This window comes from Microbispora sp. NPDC046933 (genome assembly GCF_040644635.1).
Taxonomy (GTDB): domain Bacteria; phylum Actinomycetota; class Actinomycetes; order Streptosporangiales; family Streptosporangiaceae; genus Microbispora.
On record NZ_JBEYWW010000026.1, the window covers coordinates 118064 to 134719 of the forward strand.

General features: G+C 72.3%; 19 protein-coding genes. 10 read left to right on the forward strand and 9 right to left on the reverse strand.

Annotation, left to right across the window (positions count from 1 at the left end):
* Window positions 1–11: 11 nt before the first annotated feature.
* Window positions 12–554, forward strand: a complete 543-nt coding sequence (locus tag ABZ857_RS30445; protein ID WP_357049480.1) for a hypothetical protein — start codon at window positions 12–14, stop codon at window positions 552–554.
* 39 nt (window positions 555–593) lie between these two features.
* On the opposite strand, the gene ABZ857_RS30450 is transcribed toward ABZ857_RS30445, so the two are convergent.
* Together ABZ857_RS30450 and ABZ857_RS30455 are read right to left on the reverse strand one after the other, a co-directional pair.
* Complete coding sequence (locus ABZ857_RS30450) at window positions 594–992, reverse strand: cupin domain-containing protein (RefSeq protein WP_357049483.1); 399 nt, start codon at window positions 990–992, stop codon at window positions 594–596.
* Window positions 993–1023: 31 nt separating this feature from the next.
* Window positions 1024–1707 carry a methyltransferase domain-containing protein gene (locus tag ABZ857_RS30455; RefSeq protein ID WP_357049486.1) on the reverse strand — a complete coding sequence of 228 codons (684 nt, stop codon included), beginning with the start codon at window positions 1705–1707 and terminating at the stop codon, window positions 1024–1026.
* Window positions 1708–1816: 109 nt separating this feature from the next.
* Here ABZ857_RS30455 and ABZ857_RS30460 point away from each other — a divergent pair, with 109 nt between their 5' ends.
* Window positions 1817–2254, forward strand: a complete 438-nt coding sequence (locus tag ABZ857_RS30460) for an Hsp20/alpha crystallin family protein (protein ID WP_357049489.1) — start codon at window positions 1817–1819, stop codon at window positions 2252–2254.
* Window positions 2255–2403: 149 nt separating this feature from the next.
* Here ABZ857_RS30460 and ABZ857_RS30465 read toward each other — a convergent pair whose 3' ends face one another.
* Window positions 2404–3264 (reverse strand): universal stress protein, encoded by an 861-nt coding sequence (locus ABZ857_RS30465; RefSeq protein WP_357049492.1) that lies wholly within the window; start codon window positions 3262–3264, stop codon window positions 2404–2406.
* 157 nt (window positions 3265–3421) lie between these two features.
* On the opposite strand from ABZ857_RS30465, the gene ABZ857_RS30470 reads away from it, so the two are divergent.
* The gene (locus tag ABZ857_RS30470) at window positions 3422–3691 is read left to right on the forward strand and encodes a DUF1876 domain-containing protein (RefSeq protein ID WP_142619656.1); all 270 of its coding nucleotides are present in this window, start codon (window positions 3422–3424) and stop codon (window positions 3689–3691) included.
* A gap of 182 nt (window positions 3692–3873) precedes the next feature.
* On the opposite strand, the gene ABZ857_RS30475 is transcribed toward ABZ857_RS30470, so the two are convergent.
* The 3 genes from ABZ857_RS30475 to ABZ857_RS30485 form a co-directional block, all read right to left on the reverse strand.
* Window positions 3874–6048 (reverse strand): S8 family serine peptidase, encoded by a 2175-nt coding sequence (locus tag ABZ857_RS30475; RefSeq protein WP_357049495.1) that lies wholly within the window; start codon window positions 6046–6048, stop codon window positions 3874–3876.
* 154 nt (window positions 6049–6202) lie between these two features.
* Window positions 6203–6394 (reverse strand): hypothetical protein, encoded by a 192-nt coding sequence (locus ABZ857_RS30480; protein WP_357049498.1) that lies wholly within the window; start codon window positions 6392–6394, stop codon window positions 6203–6205.
* 115 nt (window positions 6395–6509) lie between these two features.
* Window positions 6510–7130: a hypothetical protein gene (locus ABZ857_RS30485; RefSeq protein ID WP_357049501.1), complete on the reverse strand. Its 621-nt coding sequence runs from the start codon at window positions 7128–7130 to the stop codon at window positions 6510–6512.
* A 170-nt stretch (window positions 7131–7300) separates the two neighbouring features.
* On the opposite strand from ABZ857_RS30485, the gene ABZ857_RS30490 reads away from it, so the two are divergent.
* From ABZ857_RS30490 to ABZ857_RS30505, 4 genes are all read left to right on the forward strand, one after another.
* Window positions 7301–8011 (forward strand): Crp/Fnr family transcriptional regulator, encoded by a 711-nt coding sequence (locus tag ABZ857_RS30490; RefSeq protein WP_357049505.1) that lies wholly within the window; start codon window positions 7301–7303, stop codon window positions 8009–8011.
* Between the two features lie 78 nt (window positions 8012–8089).
* Window positions 8090–8902 carry a hypothetical protein gene (locus ABZ857_RS30495; RefSeq protein WP_357049508.1) on the forward strand — a complete coding sequence of 271 codons (813 nt, stop codon included), beginning with the start codon at window positions 8090–8092 and terminating at the stop codon, window positions 8900–8902.
* On the forward strand, window positions 8902–11061 hold the full coding sequence (locus ABZ857_RS30500) for a hypothetical protein (RefSeq protein ID WP_357049511.1): 2160 nt from the start codon (window positions 8902–8904) through the stop codon (window positions 11059–11061). Before ABZ857_RS30495 ends, ABZ857_RS30500 begins: the two co-directional genes overlap by 1 nt.
* A 5-nt stretch (window positions 11062–11066) precedes the next feature.
* The gene (locus tag ABZ857_RS30505) at window positions 11067–11837 is read left to right on the forward strand and encodes a hypothetical protein (RefSeq protein ID WP_357049514.1); all 771 of its coding nucleotides are present in this window, start codon (window positions 11067–11069) and stop codon (window positions 11835–11837) included.
* Here the strand turns inward: ABZ857_RS30505 and ABZ857_RS30510 are convergent.
* Entirely contained in the window at window positions 11828–12343 is a 516-nt protein-coding gene (locus ABZ857_RS30510; RefSeq protein ID WP_357049516.1) for a hypothetical protein, read from the reverse strand. The two genes, ABZ857_RS30505 and ABZ857_RS30510, sit on opposite strands and share 10 nt — an antisense overlap.
* Window positions 12344–12474: 131 nt before the next feature.
* Between ABZ857_RS30510 and ABZ857_RS30515 the strand changes: the two genes are divergently transcribed.
* From ABZ857_RS30515 to ABZ857_RS30525, 3 genes are read left to right on the forward strand one after another with little or no spacing between them, the layout of a single operon-like run.
* A complete protein-coding gene (locus tag ABZ857_RS30515) occupies window positions 12475–13077 on the forward strand; it encodes a helix-turn-helix domain-containing protein (protein ID WP_357049519.1) in 603 nt (200 codons plus the stop codon).
* Window positions 13078–13080: 3 nt separating this feature from the next.
* Window positions 13081–13836: an SRPBCC domain-containing protein gene (locus tag ABZ857_RS30520; RefSeq protein WP_357049522.1), complete on the forward strand. Its 756-nt coding sequence runs from the start codon at window positions 13081–13083 to the stop codon at window positions 13834–13836.
* 48 nt (window positions 13837–13884) lie between these two features.
* Window positions 13885–14340: an SRPBCC domain-containing protein gene (locus ABZ857_RS30525; RefSeq protein WP_357049525.1), complete on the forward strand. Its 456-nt coding sequence runs from the start codon at window positions 13885–13887 to the stop codon at window positions 14338–14340.
* Between the two features lie 78 nt (window positions 14341–14418).
* Here ABZ857_RS30525 and ABZ857_RS30530 read toward each other — a convergent pair whose 3' ends face one another.
* A complete protein-coding gene (locus tag ABZ857_RS30530) occupies window positions 14419–15162 on the reverse strand; it encodes a DUF429 domain-containing protein (protein WP_357049528.1) in 744 nt (247 codons plus the stop codon).
* A 10-nt stretch (window positions 15163–15172) separates the two neighbouring features.
* The gene (locus tag ABZ857_RS30535) at window positions 15173–16549 is read right to left on the reverse strand and encodes an FAD-binding oxidoreductase (RefSeq protein WP_357049531.1); all 1377 of its coding nucleotides are present in this window, start codon (window positions 16547–16549) and stop codon (window positions 15173–15175) included.
* Between the last annotated feature and the right edge of the window lie 107 nt (window positions 16550–16656).

Sequence of the window (16656 nt, forward strand, 5' to 3'; positions counted from 1 at the left end):
GCTCGGCGCGCGTGACCGCCGATCCCGCCGCCGTCGCGCGCTGGCTGCGCGCGCGGCCCGCCCGCGCGGCCGGCACCCGCGTCCTGGCCGTCGAGGGCCGCTCGGGTGCGGGCAAGTCGACCCTGGCCGCCGCCGTGGCCGCGGCGCTCACCGCGCCGGTCGTCCGCATGGACGACCTGTACGACGGCTGGGACGGCCTGCAGGCAGGGGTGGACGCCCTGCTGGAGTGGGTGCTGCGTCCCCTGGGCCGCGGGGGCCGGGCACGCTGGCGGCGCTACGACTGGACGCGGGGCCGGTACGCCGAATGGCACGAGCTTCCCGCGGCGGACACCGTCGTGATCGAGGGCGTGGGCTGCGGCGCCCGCGAGGCGGGGCCGTACCTCAGCGGGCTGGTGTGGCTGGAGGCCGGTGAGGAGGTCCGCCGCGCGCGGGCGCTCGCCCGCGACGGCGAGGTGTACGCGCCCCACTGGCGGCGCTGGGCCGAGCAGGAGGAGCGCTACTACGCCCGCCACGACGTGCGCTCCCGGGCCGGCCTCGTCATCGTCACCGGCTGAGCCGCGCCGGGCGGATGTCACAGGCCGTGCTCCCGCTGCTCAGCCCAGGCCGGCGCGGTATTCCTCGTCGGTCACCGGCCCGTGCCAGTGCGTCTTGCCGCTCGCCGTGACCGCGATGTGCACCAGCGTGTCGTCGGCGACGGCGCCGTGCCAGTGCTTCTCGCCCGGCTGCACGTGGACCCAGTCGCCCGGCCCGATCGGCGTGCCCTTGGTCTCTCCCCAGCGCGTCACCACCCCGCGTCCCGACAGCACGTACAGCGCCTGCTCCCCGTCGTGGGTGTGCCAGCCCGAGCGGGCCTGCGGGTCGTAGGAGAAGCGCTGGGCGCGCAGGCCGTCCGGCTCCACCGCCTCCAGCGCCGACGCCTCCCACACGCCGTCGGTGAACCTGTCCGGTCCCGGCCGCGTGGCCGTGATCTCGCCTTCGCGTACGAACCTCATCGCGCACTCCCTTCGCCATGGGCCGGCCGTGTCATGCCGGCGCCGCCCGCACCCATCGACGATCGCCGTCGAGGAAGCCCTCCATCGCGAGCCCGGCCTCGTGCAGCAGTTCCTCGAACCGGTCGTCGGTGCGGCGCCTGCTGACGAACGTGTGCGTCCATCGCCGGTCTCCCACGACATACTCCATCGTCGCGGCGAACAGATCCGGCTCGGGCCGGCTCACGTCCGTCATCCGGATCACCCGTCCGTCGCCGCGCGTCTCCGACGGCCCCACCGTGTCGTACCACTCGGGCGGCTGGCGCTGGAGGATCACGCACCCGCCCGGGGCGACGTGGCGGCGGCAGGTCCGCAGGAACGCCCGGCACAGGTCGTCGTCGGCCGTGTCGATCACATATGACATCAGCAGGACCACGTCGAACGTCCTGGGCAGGGACAGGTCCTGGATGCGGGACAGAACCGTCTCCGCCCCGCGGATGTGGGCGAGCATCTCGGGCGACTCGTCCACGGCGACCACCTCGTGGCCGAGCGCGAGGAGGGCGTGGGTGATCCGGCCGACCCCGGCGCCGAGTTCGAGGATCGCCGCACCCTCCGGTATCGCGGCGTGGACGATCTCGGGTTCTCCGTTGGGGGTGAGCGTCGCGTAGTAGTCGACCGCGCACCCGTCCGGAGTGATCGGCCCGGGGCCGGTGCCGTGATAGATCCGTTCTGGCAGCATGATCATCATCCTGCATCACGAGCCCGGCAGTGGCGCAGCCGTGGCGATTTGTCCGATTTCTGTCGGGTATTTCTTCCATGATGAGTTCTGCCGGACGGAGGTGACAGGCATGGGCGTTCCGATGCGACGGGAGTCCAGAGGTCTCGTTCCCGACCTGTTCGACCTGCTGGAGGCGCCGATGGCCGCGCTCCGGCCGATGGCCGGGCAGCAGATGCGGCTTGAGGACTACGTGAAGGACGGCCGGTACGTGCTGCGCGCCGAACTGCCCGGAATCGACCCGGACAAGGACGTGGAGATCAGCGTGTCGAACGGCGTGCTGACCATCCACGCCGAACGGCGCCACGAGGAGCGACAGGCGCACCGCACCGAGTTCCGGTACGGAGCCTTCACCCGGTCGGTCGTGCTGCCGCCGAACGTGGACGAGAACGACGTGAAGGCCACCTATGACAAGGGCATCCTCGAGGTGAGCGTGCGGCTCGCCGAGGAGCGGGAGGAGCGCAGGCGAATCCCGATCGAGAAGCCGGGAGCCGAGCAGCGGCAGCCCTGAAGAGGCCCGCTCCGGGCCCGTCCGCACCGCGCGGACGGGCCCGAGTCGTGTCTCCCGTCCCGGACCCCGCCCGTGCCCCTGTGCCCGTGCTGCCCTCACGAGACGTGGCAGGTCCCGCCCGCCATCCGTCCTGTGACGACGCGGCTCGCTCAGGACGCCGACGGCGACCGTACGACGGCGACCGGGCACTCGGCGTGGTGCAGCACTCCCCGGCTGACCGAGCCGAGCATCGCCGCGCCCAGCGCGCCCCGGCCGTGGGAGCCGACCACGAGCAGGTCGGCCCCGCGTGACGCCTGGACGAGCGCGTCGACCGGATGACCGTAGACGATCTCCTCGCGCACCGGGACCTCGGGATATCGCCTCCGCGGGTCCGCCAGCTTCTCCCGTGTCACGCGCTGACGGGCCTCGCGCACCTCCTCCACGTCGTAGGTGATCTCGGGCGCGAGCGGATGGGCGGGCAGCTGCCAGGCGTGCACGGCCCGCAGCGTGTCGCCGTGCGCCCTGGCCTGCTCGAAGGCGTACGCCAGGGCGGGCTCGCACTCGGGCGAGTCGTCCACGCCCACCGCGATCTCTCCCCTCTCGCCGCTCCAGCCGGGCCGTACGACGACGACCGGGCAGGGGGCGTGACCGGCGACGTGGCTGCTGACCGACCCGACGACGACTCCGGCGAAGCCGCCGAGCCCCCTGCTGCCGAGCACGATCTCGACGGCCTCCTTGGCCTTGTCGCGCAGGACGCGGGCGGGGATGCCCTCGATGATCTCCGTACTGATCTTCACGTCCGGCTGCCGCTCACGGGCCGCCGCCTCCGCGGCGGACAGCGCCCGCTCGGCGTGCGCGGTGAGCGGGTCGCCACCGGAGGTGGGGAACTTCGGGATGCCGTACGCCCAGTGGTCCACGACGGAGACGAAACGCACCGGGCAACCGCGGCGGGCGGCGTCGTCCACGGCCCACCGCACGGCGGCCGTCGCGGCGGGCGAACCGTCGGTGCCGACGATGATCGGGCCGGACATGGACGCTCCTTCCTTCCTCACTGGCCTTTCCGACCTGGAGCCTCCTCCATGTGACCACCGCCGGCCGCGGCCCTCCAGGGCCGTAGGTCCTCAGGCCGGGGCCGGTGCCGGGGCCGCCCGGCCGGGAGGGATGCTGGAGTCCTGGAGGTGGTCCGACATGGAATCGAAACGCTGGACCGTCGAGATCTTCGTGAACGAGGACGACAACGACGACGTCACCACCGCGACCGCCGTGCTGTACACGCCCGCGGGACGACGCCACGAGAGCGTCGGCCGAGCCCGCCGCAACCCGGCCGACCGGCCCGTGCCGGAGATCGGCGACGAGCTTGCGGCGGGGCGGGCCCTCGCCGACCTGGGGGCGAAGCTCATCGGGGACGGAGCGGAGGACGTGGCCCAGCTCGCCGGTCCCGCCTACGAGGCGTACTGAGACCTCGCCCCGCTCTCCGGCAGCGATGCCGGCGGCGGCCTGTGCGTGCCCACGCCCGGAGCGCCGGGGACGGGCCCGGTAGCGGAGCCGGCACCCGGGGGCTCCGCCCGAGCCCCCGGGTCCGCGCTCCACGTCCTCATTCCGCCCTCATTCCGCCGGCCTCCTCATTCCACGGGCGTCCTTTATTCCACCGGGTCGGCCGGGTCCTCGCCGAGGAGCCCCGCGGCCCGCATCTCCTCCGTCAGCCAGGCCATGGCCGCCTGCTCGCCTCCGACCGGGCCCGCCCCCGCCGCCGGCATGCCGTTCGCCGCACGGGGACCTGCCGGGACGTCGCCGGCCGCGCCGCCGGGCGACCGGCCCCCGCCGGGTCCGGTGGCGTACGGCCGGGCGGCGCCCGTTCCCCCTCGCTTGGCCCGTGTCCCCGCGCCGCCGGGCGGCCCGCCCTGCTCGGCCGGCGGGACGCCGCCGCCGGTCGCCGTGCCGCGCCCGCGCGGGCGGCCGGTGACGAGTCCTCCGGGCACCGGCCCGTTGGCCGTCGTGCCCCCGCCGTACGCCGCCTGCGGCGCCATGCCGGGCTGCGCCCCCTGGCCCGTCTGCCCGGAGTTGCCGCCCGGCCCCCAGCCCCCCGACACGAGCAGTCCCGCGCCGGTCATCTCGGCGGTGAGCTGCCCGAGCAACGTGTCCGCCTCGACCGGCTCGGGAGTGATCTGCGCGAGGGCCGGCGCGAGAGCACGCAGCGCGTTCGGCATCCCCGCGCCGGTGCGGTGGAGGTCGCCGAGGTTCAGCGGGACGCAACTCGACTTGATGATGTGGAAGAGGTGATCGACCCGCCGCGCGTCCCGCACGCTGTAGGGGCCCCGGAAGTCGCCGTGGTGGGCGAGCACCAGGGCCGCGAGGCCGGCGACGTGCGGTGCGGCCATGGAGGTGCCGTCCAGCGCGGCGTACCCGTCCGGGGGCACGGCCGACAGCACGGCCACGCCCGGGGCGCACACGTCGACCTCGGGGCCGTGGCAGGTGAAGCGCGGCGAGAAGTAGCCGTCGCCGGTCAGCGGCCCGCTGATCTCGGCCTCGTGCGCGGTGCCGGGCGGGAACGCGTCGGCCTTGCCGACCGCCGCGACGGTCAGGACGCCGGGCAGGGTGCCGGGGAAGCCGACCGGTCCCCCGTCGTTGCCCGCGGCCACCACGCACGCCACCCCCGCCTCGCGCGCCTGCTCGATCTTCGCGGCGACGAGCGGGGAGTGGTGCCTGCTCGCCAGGCTCAGGTTGACGACGTCGATCCGCTGCTCGACGCAGTAGTCGAGCGCCTCGATGAGGTCGCTGAACCGCCCGCCCGGGAAGATCTTGCAGGCGTGCACCTCGGCCTCGACGGCGAAGCCGACGACGCCGTGGCCGTCGTCCGCGCCCGAGACGACGGCCGCGCAGTGGGAGCCGTGGTAGGCGGCGTCGACGGACCAGCCGTCCGGCTCGCCGCCGACGAGGTCGACGCCGGCGCGGACGCGGTCACGCAGGTCGGGGTGCCGTACGTCCGCCCCGGAGTCGATGATGGCGATCCTGACCCCCACGCCGCGCAGCGTGGGCGGCAGGCGGTCGAGGTTCATCGCCTGCTGGCCCCAGCCGAAGACCTGCTTGACGGGGAAGCCGTCGAAGGTCTCCGCCAGGCGCATCGGCTCGATCAGGTTGTCCCGGGCCGTGGACAGGGCCGGGCGGTCGATGTGGACGCTCCAGTAGCCGGAGCGCGGCCGGACCGTCACCCCCGTGATCGACTCGGGGGTCTCCCCCACCATCGTGACCACCGCGCGGCCGTCGGCGCCGGTGGACGTCTGGGCCGGCCAGCCGTGCCCGGTCACCAGGACGCTCGCACCGGGCAGCGGCGTGCCGTCCGCGTCCCTGACCAGGAAGGCGAACGTGCTCTCCACACCCGGCGGCACCACCGCCGGGGCGGGCCGCCGCCTGCGCGGCGGCTGAGGCACGTCGCTGTAGGTGAGCAGCCGGTCGCGCTCGAAGTAGAGCTGCGGATACTGCCGCCGCAGCGCCTCGACGTGCTCGGCGGTCATCTCCGCCACGACCACAGCGGGGAACCCGGGCGCCTGAGCCCCCGGGTTCCCCGCCGCTCCCCGCAGGCGGCGCAGCACGCGCACCTCGGGGTCGTCCTCCAGCAGCCTGCGCACCGTGTCGCCGTCGAGAGCCGGCACGGCTGCTCCCGGCACCACCGGATGCGGCTGGGGCAGTGCGGCCACCATGTAGCGCCGCGGCCGTGGCTCCACCGGCTGCGGCGCCTGGCGGGACGCCTGCCGCCCCCGCGGGGACGCCGGGCGCGGCTCCTCGCTTCCGTCCTTGGGCTTGTCGTTACTGGTCACAACGTCTCCGACTCTCCCCAGCTCAGGCTGGTGTGGCCGACCGCGCCCGTACGGCACGGCGGGCAGTTCAGGCTCTGTCATCACAGTCGCCGCTCTCGGGACGGCGGGGGCCCGGACCGGCCGCCGACCGGTCCGGGCCACCGAGGTGATCACGTCACAGCAGTGGAACCGTGGGCCGTCCGGGGGTGACGACGCCGAACGCGAACTGGATCTGCGCCAGGCACGCGTCGTACCGCCCGGCCCGGTACAGCTGTACCGCCTGCACCAGCAGCGGGATGATCCCCGCGACCTGGGGCGCCTGCGGGAGTGACGCCTGCAGCCAGCCGTACAGCCGCTGGAGCGTCACGGCGCAATGCGCCTGAATCGGCGCGATCGGCGCCGGATGCCCCGTCGCGACTCCCACGGCCGGGGGCGTCACCGGACCCATCCCGGGACCCATCGACTCCACGGTGTTCCTCCGATCAGAGTGCGGCACCGGCCGGCACCGGGACCTGCTGGGCGGCCTGCTGGTGCAGCTGGGCGTACGGCTGGCCGTAGGCCTGGCCGTAGACCTGCGACAGCGGCTGCATGGTCAGCGGGACCTGCTGCCCGTACGCCCCGTGGATGGACGGGACGCCGAACTGAAGGGCCTGCTGGCCGGGGTGCTGCCCGTACGCCACGGGGTGCTGCCCGTACGCCTGGGTGGCGTACGGCTGGCCGTAAACCTGCGGGATCTGCTGGGCCTGGGCCTGGATGGCCTGCAGGGCCTGCAGAACCTGCGGCGGAAGCACCTGCTGCTGAATCTGCTGCTGGATCTGCTCCCGGACCTGGTGCTGGTAGAGCACGCCCTCCAGCATCTGGCGGGCGGCGGGAGCGCCGTAACGCACGCTGTACCGCGCGACCTTGGTCCAGAAGGTCACCGGGCTCACCAGGTGCTCCTGCGGGAGGATGTGCTCCTCCTGCTGGATCATCGCCAGCGGCGACAGCTGCTGCTGCAGCGCCGGGATCTGCTGACCGAGCTGCTGCAGGGGCGAGATCTGGTGCTGAGCGCCGTAACCCAGCATGGTCGCCATGGACGTGGGGTTCATAGCTGTGAACGTCATAGTCACTCCTTCGGAGCCAGTAGGTCCGGCCCATCGCCGATGTGATTACATCGCGTGACAGATCGGTCGCACAACGTTATAGGCGTAATGAGTAGCTAAGGCCGACTTGGCACTCAAGCTCGGTGACGTCACGGCCCGCGCGGGTCATACTCCCGCTGGGAGGTGTCGGCATGACGCAGAGCGCTGAGCGGCGCACCTGGTTACGCGGATCGTTCCTCGACCTGCTCCCAGCGCGGGCGCGTGAGGAACTCCTCCGTCTCGGCTCCCTGCTGACGTATCCGAGCCGGCACGTGCTGATCCGGGAAGGCGACCCCGGGCACGCGGTCTACCTGCTGGTCGACGCGTTGGTGAAGGTCACGGCACTCGCGGAGAACGGCTCCAGGACGCTCCTGTCGATCCGGGCGAGCGGCGACATCGTGGGCGAGATGGCCCCCCTGACGGACCGCCCGCGAATGGCCACGGTGACCACCTGCAAACGATCTCTCGTCTGTGTGCTGAAGAGTCGCGTCTTCACGGCTCATCTCGCCCGCACTCCCGTAGTCGCCGCCGTCCTCAGCCAGGTCACCATCGATCGTTTACGGTTCGCCAACCGCCGGCGCCTCGACTTCGCGGGATACGAGGCCGACGTCTGCCTGGCCCGGATCCTGGTCGATCTCGCCGTACGGCACGGGCGGCCCCACCGCGAGGGCATCGACGTCGGAGTGCCCGTCACCCAGGCCGAACTGGGCGAACTCATCGGAATCAAGGAACGCACGGTGCAGAAGGCGATACACGACCTGTCCGCACGCGGTCTCGTGCTGCGACGACACCGAGGCGTGATCATCAGGGACCTCGACGGTCTGGCGGACTTCGCCGACCTGCGATTCCAATCGCCTGGCTGAAAGCCGCATCAATGCGGGCTCCGGAAAGCCCGCCGGAGTCATCGTGGTCCGGCCGACACGGACCAGCCAGGAGAAACGATGACCCACCCTCCCATGCCCACCTCTCACGCGATGATCGCTGTGGACATCGAGAAGTACAGCGGGCGCAACGACCAGCAGCAACTCCACCTGCAGGAAGCCCTCATCCGGGTGCTGGACACCGCCGCGGCCGACGCCGGTCTCGACAGGTCGAAGTGGGCCGAACGCCAGCCTCAGGGGGACGGCGAGTTCTCCTGGCTCCCGCCGCACGCGCACCTCGGTGTGCTCGTCGGCGGCTTCGTCCGTGAGCTCGCCGGGCAGCTCGGGCTGTACAACGGGCGTCACGCCGGACAGTTCTGGACGCGCATGCGCCTGCGGATGGCCGTTCATTTCGGACCCGTCCACCTGGGCGCCGCCAACGGTGTCGCGGGCCGCCACGCCGTGCAGTCGGCCCGGCTCCTCGATTCCGCTCCACTGCGGCGGGCCCTCGACGCCTGCCCCGCCGCGGATGTGGCCCTGATGGTCTCCGACCGCGTCTACGACGACTACATCAGTCAAGGGCTGGGCGAGCCGCAGATGTATCGGCCCGTCCAGGTACGGGTCAAGGAGCACTCCTGCATCGCGTACCTGCACGTGCCCGGTCACGACATCGGCGGACTCGACGCTCTGGACCTCTTCGACCCCGAGGGGCCGGACACGCCGGAGCCGGGCCGCGCGGCGGCGAGTTCCGATCGCGGCGAAGACCGGCGGCACGCCTCCACGATCGTCCACGGCGACCAGATCGGTGGTTCGTCACATCGCGCGAGCGGTGGCGGCACCGTCAACGTCGTCGGCGGGGATCAGAACACACGCCCCTGGCACGAGGGGAATTGATGGCGGAGCCCGAAGTCCCCGCCCTCGAACCCGGGCGCGGAGAGAAGGAGCACGAGCCCGACAGAGCCACCGAGCAGGACCGGCGGCGCGACCTACGCGAGGAGCTCAGCGAGCAGAAGCGCCAGGGCCGCATCTCCGCGGAGAACCTGGACGCCCTCTACGCCGACACCGTGATCGCCGGTGACGACATCGGAGGCGCCTCACACAGGGCCACCGACGGCGGAACGGTCAACGCGGTAGGACGCGACCAGTACGTCTTCGGCTGGCGGCCGGAGGACGCGGCCGTGCACACCGTGGAAATGTCCGCGCAGGAGGTCGCCATGGTACGCCGCTGCCATGTCAGGACCGATTCCTGGCGTCGGCTGTCCGTCCGTCTCCGTCACGAACACGTGCTGGTGCTGAGAGGCGCACCCCACAGCGGGCAGCCGGCCACCGCCCTGGTCGCCCTCGCGGAATGGGCCCGGGACGACGACCACCTCGCCTGGCTCCAGATCACGGCGGATCCGTTCCGCCTTACCTCCGCAGCCCTGCGCAAAGCCACCGGCTATCTCCTTCAGGCGGGTGACGACGGCGCCTGGAGCAGGCATCCCGACCAGGTGCTCGGCCACCTGTGCAGAGCCGCGGAACGGGCCGACGCCAGGATCGTCGTCCTGGCCGGACCCGGTTTCCCCGGGCACGACCTGACCGTGGATCACGATCCGCCACCCCTGGACCAGGTTTTCGTCAAACGGCTGGTCCACGAGTTGCGTCAGGGCCGTGACGCCCGTCCGCAGGAGCGGGCGGACAAGGCGGCGGCCGACGAACTGGTCCGGGGGAAACTCGCCGAATATCGACACCCTCGCCAGGCTCGCGAACTCGCTCTCCAGGTGGCCGCCGGTCTCCTGCTCGGCCGCTCCCTGGACGAGATCCTGGAGGCGTTGCCGGAGCAGAGGCGCCGCAAGGCCCGGATGCTGCTCGCCAGAGAAACCCCTCGGCGGGCGCGCTGCTTCATGATCGCAAGCGCGGTTCTGCGCGGGTCTCCGGCGGCCGTCGTCGCCACGCAAACCGTCAGGCTGGCAACGCTTGTCGAAGAGGAACTGGCCAGGCAGACGACCGTCGAGCAGCCACGCCGGCACCACGTCTGGGAGTGGATCAACGACTGGACCGGCGATACGGGCATCAGGGTCGAGCAGTCCGGCCGGGGCGGCGACGGCCCGGTCGTCGGCTTCGATGAGCCTCGTATGGCGGGCACGATCCTGCGGGTCGTGTGGGAGGAACAGCCCACCATTCACGAGCCGCTGTTGACGTGGCTGCACGAGCTGAGCGAGGACGGTGATCCGGATACCGGGAGGAGGGCGGCGGAAGCCGTGGGCCTGCTGGCCACCTTCGACTTCCCCTCCATACAGCGGCGGTTCCTGCGGCGGTGGCGCGACGGCGATCGGAGCGAAGGCCGCGAACTGGCCGCCTGGGCACTGGCCTCGGCGGCACGAGACCCGCAGGTGCAGCCAAGAGTCCTCGATTGCCTGCGCAGTTGGGCGCGCAGCGGCCGCAGAGCCCAATCGGTTGTGATCCGGACGTATGGATCCTGGCTCGGCGCGTATCGCCTCGACGAAGCGCTCCGGGTGCTCGGGGATGTGGCGAAAACCTCGGGATCGATCCTCGTCGGCGGCGTCGCCCGCGCCGTCTCCCAGATCCATCAACTGGGAGCGGGCAGGACGTTCCTGTACACCGGCGACGACGGCGTCCCTGAGAACACCAGGAAAATCGTCGCCGCCCTGGCGGAGTGGTCGGGTGACCCGGATTGGCGAGGACGTCACCGTGCCGCCGCCCTCGCGTTCGTACGGCTACTCGCGTCTCCCGACGCGATCCGGGTCATCGACCTGGCGGCAGATCCCGGCGCGCAAGCCGATCTCGTCACACTCTGGCGGCACATCCTGGACGAGGCCGTCGGCAGGGATTCGGACGTCGCTCTCACTCCGGAGGCGTGGAGCCTGCTGGGCGACTGGCTGGCCAGGTGGGAGACGGATGCCGGGGTCCGGCAGGTGCTCACGAGAGTCCTGACCCGGCTGCGCGCCGACGCCCGGACGTCCCTGGCCTTCCGCCTCCGGCTCTGGCGCCGGATCCGAAAGATCGACGCCGGCCTTGCAGCCCGGCTCACCGAGCTCATCGAAGGGAGTTGAGCGTTGTGTGGCTCATCAGATACGCCCTGCCCGCGATGGAGGAGGACACGACGGAGAACGTGAGCGAGTTCTCGTTCGGCGCTCCCGCACGGGGAGACGTCTTCGACTTCGACGTGACGGTCTCCCTGTACTGGTCCACGAGCGGCCGGAACCGGCTGGCAGGCCCCGACGCGAGCGAGCGCGACCACGTCCGAGGACTGGTCCGCGCCGAGACACGCGCCGTGGCGCGCAGGCACTCGCCGTACCACTCGGAGGACGCCGAACGCGAGGTCAACAGCGCGCTCAGCGATCTCCTCGGCAGGCTGCCGGCGTACGACAGGCGGGTGCTCCTGTGCTGGACCGCACGGGCGGAGGTCAGGCCCTGCGAAGAGGTGCGCGAGCTGTTGCGGGAACGCGCACGCAGGCTTTATCAGGTCGATTGCGAGGTCGCCGAGGCGAAGCGCCGCGCGGAGACCGCGGAGGAGGTGCGCCTCGCCTGGGAGCGTTTCCTGTCCGGGGCCCGAAGGAGCGACCTGACGAGGTACGCGGTGAGGCTGGCCGAGCAGCCCCAAGCCAAGGCGGCGATCATCGCGGAGATGCTCGACAAGGGCGAGGACACCGCCGCCCACTTCATAGACAAGCTCGACAAGCTGGTGAGCTCCCATCGGCAGGGCGACGTCTACGAGCTCATCGTCGGCAGCGAGAGCGCGCTGCGGAGCGCGATGAGTGCGCTGGGATTGCCGGTGCCGCCGCTTGACTCCGACCCGCTGCTGCCGAGCGGCTTCGGTCAGCCGTAGAGCGCGCCCAGGGCAAGCCACAGCAGGGTGGCGACGAGCATGAGGGCCGTCCACGGCAGCGCTCGTCCCACCCTGCGGTGCTTCTCACGGCTAAGTTCGGCCAGCGTGCCCACGAGGAGCCATGCCTCCCGTTCCTGCTGCGCGACCCTCACCCGCGACGATTCACTCCCCGGACCGGTCAGGCCGAACCTGTTCGGCCCGCCAGGCCCGCCCAGGCGAGGACGTAGGCCCTGGACGAGGTGATAGCCGGCGACGAGGAACCCCGCGACGTAGAGCGTGACGAGAACAACCGCGACCACGCGCAGTGCGATCGGCGCCCCCGATGCTCGCAGGCCGGCCAGCGCCCCCATCTGGGTAGCCGCCACGGCCGCCGCCCCGAGGTGCACGGTGGCGACGGTGGCGGCCTTGGCGTCGGCATGCTGCACGTAACCCTGGAAGGCGCCGACGGTGGTGAGCGCCACGGTCAGCGCCTCGACGGGAGTCAATTCGTCCCTGCGTTTGGCCATACGAACCCTCCTGACTCGCCTACTTTCAACTGCATCGCCGATCCGGGGGCGGAGGACCGCATCAGTGCGGGTTCGGCGCCGACATCTCTACTTGCCTTGACAAATTTCTTTGTCGGACGCATCCTTGAGGCATGAAGGACGTGGCGGTGATCGAGGATCCGGCGGCGGCGGAGGCCTCCCTGGATCCGATGCGGGCGCGGTTGCTCGCCGAGCTGACGGAGCCCAACTCGGCGACCATGCTGGCGGCCAAGGTGGGGCTGCCGAGGCAGAAGGTGAACTACCATCTCAAGACCCTTGAGCGGCACGGCCTCGTGGAGCTGGTCGAGGAGCGCCGCAAGGGCAACGTCAACGAGCGGGTCATGCGGGCGACGGCGGCGTCGTTCGTGATCTCCCCCGCCGCCCTGGCGTCGGTCGCGCCCGATCCGTCACGTGCACCCGACCGGCTGTCGGCGCGGTGGCTGCTGGCGCTCGCCGCCCAGCTCGTACGCGACGTGGGCACGCTGATCGTCGGAGCGTCCCAGGCCCGCAAGAAGCTCGCGACGTTCGCCATCGACGGCCGGGTGCGCTTCGCCTCGGCCGCCGACCGGGCCGCCTTCGCCGAGGAGCTGTCGGCCGCCGTGGCCGCGCTCGTCAGCAAGTATCACGACGACTCAGCCGAAGGCGGGCGCGATCATCGCCTGGTCGTCGCCGTCCATCCCGCCGTCCCCCGGACGGCCGACACTGAGGAGCGCTAGGACGTGCCCCACGAGTTCGAACTGCACAAGGAAATCGAGCTGGACGCGACCCCCGAGCAGGTCTGGGACGCGATCGCCACCGGCCCCGGCATCGACTCCTGGTTCATGGGACGCACCGAGATCGAGCCCGTAGAGGGCGGACGCGGCCGGTTCACCATGTTCGGCAACAGCGAGGGTTCCACCGTGACCGCGTACGAGCCCGGCAAGCGGTTCGCGTACCGCGGCGACGAGAACCCCGACGGCACGTTCATGGCGATGGAGTACCTCATCGAGGGACGCGACCACGGCAGCACCGTCCTGCGCCTGGTCCAGCACGGTTTCCTCAGCGACGACTGGGAGACCGAGTTCGAGGCGATGGGCGTCGGCTGGGACATGTACCTGCACAAGCTCGCGCAGTACCTCACGTACTTCCGCGGGCGCCCGGCCACGGTCGTGTCCGCCGTACGCCCCCAAACGGCCGAGAACGAGCCGGCCTGGGCGGCGATCAAGGACGCGCTGGGCCTGGCGGGCACGGTCCGCGTGGGCGACCCCGTGCGCCTCGCCGTGGACGGGCTGGCGCCGGAGGACGGGGTGGTCGACTACACCGGCTTCCCGACCTTCCTGGGCGTGCGGACCGCCGACGGGCTCTACCGGTTCATCCACTCCGGTCCGAAGCGGGGGAACGTGGTGGTCCTCGGGCACCATGTCTTCGCCGAGGACGCCGACCAGGAGCGCACGGAGACCGCCTGGCGGTCCTGGCTCTCCCGGCTCTTCCCCTGACCATCCATCCGGATATCACGCACGTCCGAACTCCTGACCACGAAGGGCATGACGATGACGAACGCCCCCGACCTCGAATACACCATCACCCGCGTCCTGGACGCTCCCCGCGAGACCGTCTTCAAGGCGTGGACCGAGCCGGAGCGCTTCAGCCAGTGGTTCGGCCCGCGCGGCTTCACCACCCCGGTCTCGCTGATCACCATGGACCTGCGGCCCGGCGGCGAGTGGAGCGCGTGCCTCGTGTCGCCTGAGGGCGCGAAGGCCCCCCTCGGCGGCGTCTACCGGGAGATCGCGGGGCCCGAGCGGCTGGTGTTCACCACGGGCGACCCGGACAACCAGGAGGGCGCCGTGGCCTCGGTCGCGACCCTCACGCTCACCGACATCGACGGCCGCACGGAGATGAGGTTCACGCAGGAGGGCTACAACACCGACGAGGCGCACGCCGAGGCCGCGAAGGCGGGCTGGCTCCAGTTCTTCGACCGGCTCGCCGAGCACCTCGCCTGAGGTCTCCCCCACGGCCGCGTACGCCCGTGCCGTGCGGGGCCCGGATGCCACAGCCGTCAGGCCCAGATGGCACGGCCGTCAGGCCCAGATGGCACAGGGGATGCCGTCGGAGAAGACCTCGGGAGGATCGGGCAGGGGCCGGGCCCGCCCGGACGCCACCCGCAGGGCCGTCCAGGCGGCGGCGCCGGCGTCGAGCACGTCGTCCACCCCCGCCACCGCCCCGGCCCGGCCGAGGTCGCCCGCGAGCACGACGCCCGCCGCCGCCAGCAGTTCACGCCGCCGCTCGGCGCCCGCCCACGTCGTCTTCGGGTGCGGCAGGGGCGCCCCGGCGAGCCGGGCGAAGCTCAGCTCGGGGTGGATCTCCACGACCCGCCTGCCCGCCTCCCGCACCCAGCGCTCGACCTCCAGCAGCTTCTCCTTGAGCCCGAACGCCTGGCGGGAGACTCCCTCGCCGGTCAGGCGGCGGTTGACGGCCACGGCCGAGGCGTAGTCGTCCGCCTCCAGCGCCGCCCGCACCGGGGTCATGAACACCGACCGCCACCGGGGGCCGAGCTCCCCGCGCGCCCGCACGTCGGCGAGACGGCGGCCCCGGCCCGGAGGGCCGCCGGGGGCGCCGCCGGGATAAGGATCAGGCAGCCCGATCGGCATGTCCACGGCCACGACGGCCACCTCGCCGTCCGCGTCCGCCAAAGCGACCAGGTCCGCGACGCGAGGTGCGAAGTAGGCGCGCGCCGGACCCCCGTTCCCGGGGCCGGCGGGCGGGACCACCCCGATCCAGCCCGCCCTGCACGCGTCGACACCGAGCACACGAACATAGTTCATACGGCCATGCTCAGCCCTGGCGGGGGACGACGTGGCCGAAGCGGAACAGGTTCGCCGGGTCGTAGACGTCGCGCAGCTTCGCCAGCCGCCGCAGCGTCTCCTCCGGCCAGGCCCGGGCGATCTGCTCGGGGGCCAGGGCGCCGCCCTGGAAGTTGATCTGCGCGCCGCCGGTCGACCAGGGCGCGGCGGCCTCGACCACGGCCCGTACGGCGGCGGGGACGGCCGTGTCCATCAGCTCGGGCACCGGCGCGCCGATGGCCAGCAGTGTGAAGGCGGCGTCGCGCCCGCCGACGGCGTTCGGCTCCTTGGGCTGGCGGGCGAGCGCGCCGCCGAGCTGGCGGATCTCGACCACGGCCAGCGGAACCCGCGCGGCCGGGCCGGCGACCGCGAGCAGCGCCTCCACGGTCTCCGCCGTCAGCTCGCGCAGCAGCGCGCCCCGCTCCGCGACCGGCATGGGCTGGGTCGGGTCCTGGTGTATGGAGTCGATCGCCGCGTACGGCAGGGGCCCGACGGCGTCGAGCACCGGCTCGGCCACGGCCCGCATGGTGGCCAGCAGCGCCTCGGCCTCCTGCCCGTCCCCCACGTGGGCGACCCGCAGGTGGACGACGAACCTGCCGCTGAGCTGCGGCGGCAGCTCGGGCAGCGGGGGCAGGCGCAGCAGCGCGACCGAGGTGGTGGTGGTCTCCGGCAGCGTGCCGGTCCAGGTCCGGTAGGCGTGCAGGACCCGCCCGGCGTCCTCTGCCGCGTAGAACAGGCCGCCGCCGTACAGGCCGGTGAGCGGCAGCAGGCCCACGGTGATCGAGGTGACGACGCCGAACCCGGCCTTACCGCCGCGCAGCGCCCAGAACAGGTCGGGCTCGCGGACCGCGTCGGCGGTGCGGACCACGCCGTCCCCGGTGACGACGGTGAGCTCCCGCACGTGGTCGGCCGCGAACCCGAAGGTCCGCGCGATCGGCCCGACGCCGCCGCCGAGCGTGAAGCCGACCACGCCGACGCCGGTCGCCGACCCGCACAGCGGGGCCAGGCCGTACGGCGCCGCGGCGGCGATGACCTCGCCCCACGTGCAGCCGGCCGCGATCGTGGCGGTGCGCGCGGAGGGGTCCACCACGACCTCCCGCATGGCGCGGGTGCTGATCAGGACCGCGCCGTCGGCCGCCTGAACGGCCCCGTGACCGGTCGACTGCACGGCCACGGGCAGCCCGTGCGCGGCGGCGAGCCGTACGGCCGCGGCCACGTCGCCGGCGTCCCGCGCCGCGACGATCACGGCGGGCCGGTGCCGCACGGCGAGGTTGAACCCGGCGGCCTCCTCCTCGAACCCGTCCTGTCCAGGAGCCAGGACCCGGCCGCCGACCTGTCCCCGCAGCGCGTCTTCGATGGTGCTGTGCATGTCCGTCCTTCGGATGTCGTTGTCTGTGACGGGGACAGTTCTCGCATCGGGGTCTTGGTGTTCGCTTGCGCCGATCGGGCCGGGTTTCGCGGGTCGTTTAAAAGGGC

What these genes read in the sequence shown, in the direction of transcription:
- ABZ857_RS30490 (WP_357049505.1), top strand. Translation starts at nt 7,301, where the DNA reads ATGACGCAGAGCGCTGAGCGGCGCACCTGGTTACGCGGATCGTTCCTC.
- ABZ857_RS30450 (WP_357049483.1), bottom strand. Translation starts at nt 992, where the DNA reads ATGAGGTTCGTACGCGAAGGCGAGATCACGGCCACGCGGCCGGGACCG.
- ABZ857_RS30485 (WP_357049501.1), bottom strand. Translation starts at nt 7,130, where the DNA reads ATGACGTTCACAGCTATGAACCCCACGTCCATGGCGACCATGCTGGGT.
- ABZ857_RS30465 (WP_357049492.1), bottom strand. Translation starts at nt 3,264, where the DNA reads ATGTCCGGCCCGATCATCGTCGGCACCGACGGTTCGCCCGCCGCGACG.
- ABZ857_RS30470 (WP_142619656.1), top strand. Translation starts at nt 3,422, where the DNA reads ATGGAATCGAAACGCTGGACCGTCGAGATCTTCGTGAACGAGGACGAC.
- ABZ857_RS30460 (WP_357049489.1), top strand. Translation starts at nt 1,817, where the DNA reads ATGGGCGTTCCGATGCGACGGGAGTCCAGAGGTCTCGTTCCCGACCTG.
- ABZ857_RS30515 (WP_357049519.1), top strand. Translation starts at nt 12,475, where the DNA reads ATGAAGGACGTGGCGGTGATCGAGGATCCGGCGGCGGCGGAGGCCTCC.
- ABZ857_RS30495 (WP_357049508.1), top strand. Translation starts at nt 8,090, where the DNA reads ATGACCCACCCTCCCATGCCCACCTCTCACGCGATGATCGCTGTGGAC.
- ABZ857_RS30535 (WP_357049531.1), bottom strand. Translation starts at nt 16,549, where the DNA reads ATGCACAGCACCATCGAAGACGCGCTGCGGGGACAGGTCGGCGGCCGG.
- ABZ857_RS30500 (WP_357049511.1), top strand. Translation starts at nt 8,902, where the DNA reads ATGGCGGAGCCCGAAGTCCCCGCCCTCGAACCCGGGCGCGGAGAGAAG.
- ABZ857_RS30530 (WP_357049528.1), bottom strand. Translation starts at nt 15,162, where the DNA reads ATGAACTATGTTCGTGTGCTCGGTGTCGACGCGTGCAGGGCGGGCTGG.
- ABZ857_RS30510 (WP_357049516.1), bottom strand. Translation starts at nt 12,343, where the DNA reads ATGGCCAAACGCAGGGACGAATTGACTCCCGTCGAGGCGCTGACCGTG.
- ABZ857_RS30455 (WP_357049486.1), bottom strand. Translation starts at nt 1,707, where the DNA reads ATGCTGCCAGAACGGATCTATCACGGCACCGGCCCCGGGCCGATCACT.
- ABZ857_RS30525 (WP_357049525.1), top strand. Translation starts at nt 13,885, where the DNA reads ATGACGATGACGAACGCCCCCGACCTCGAATACACCATCACCCGCGTC.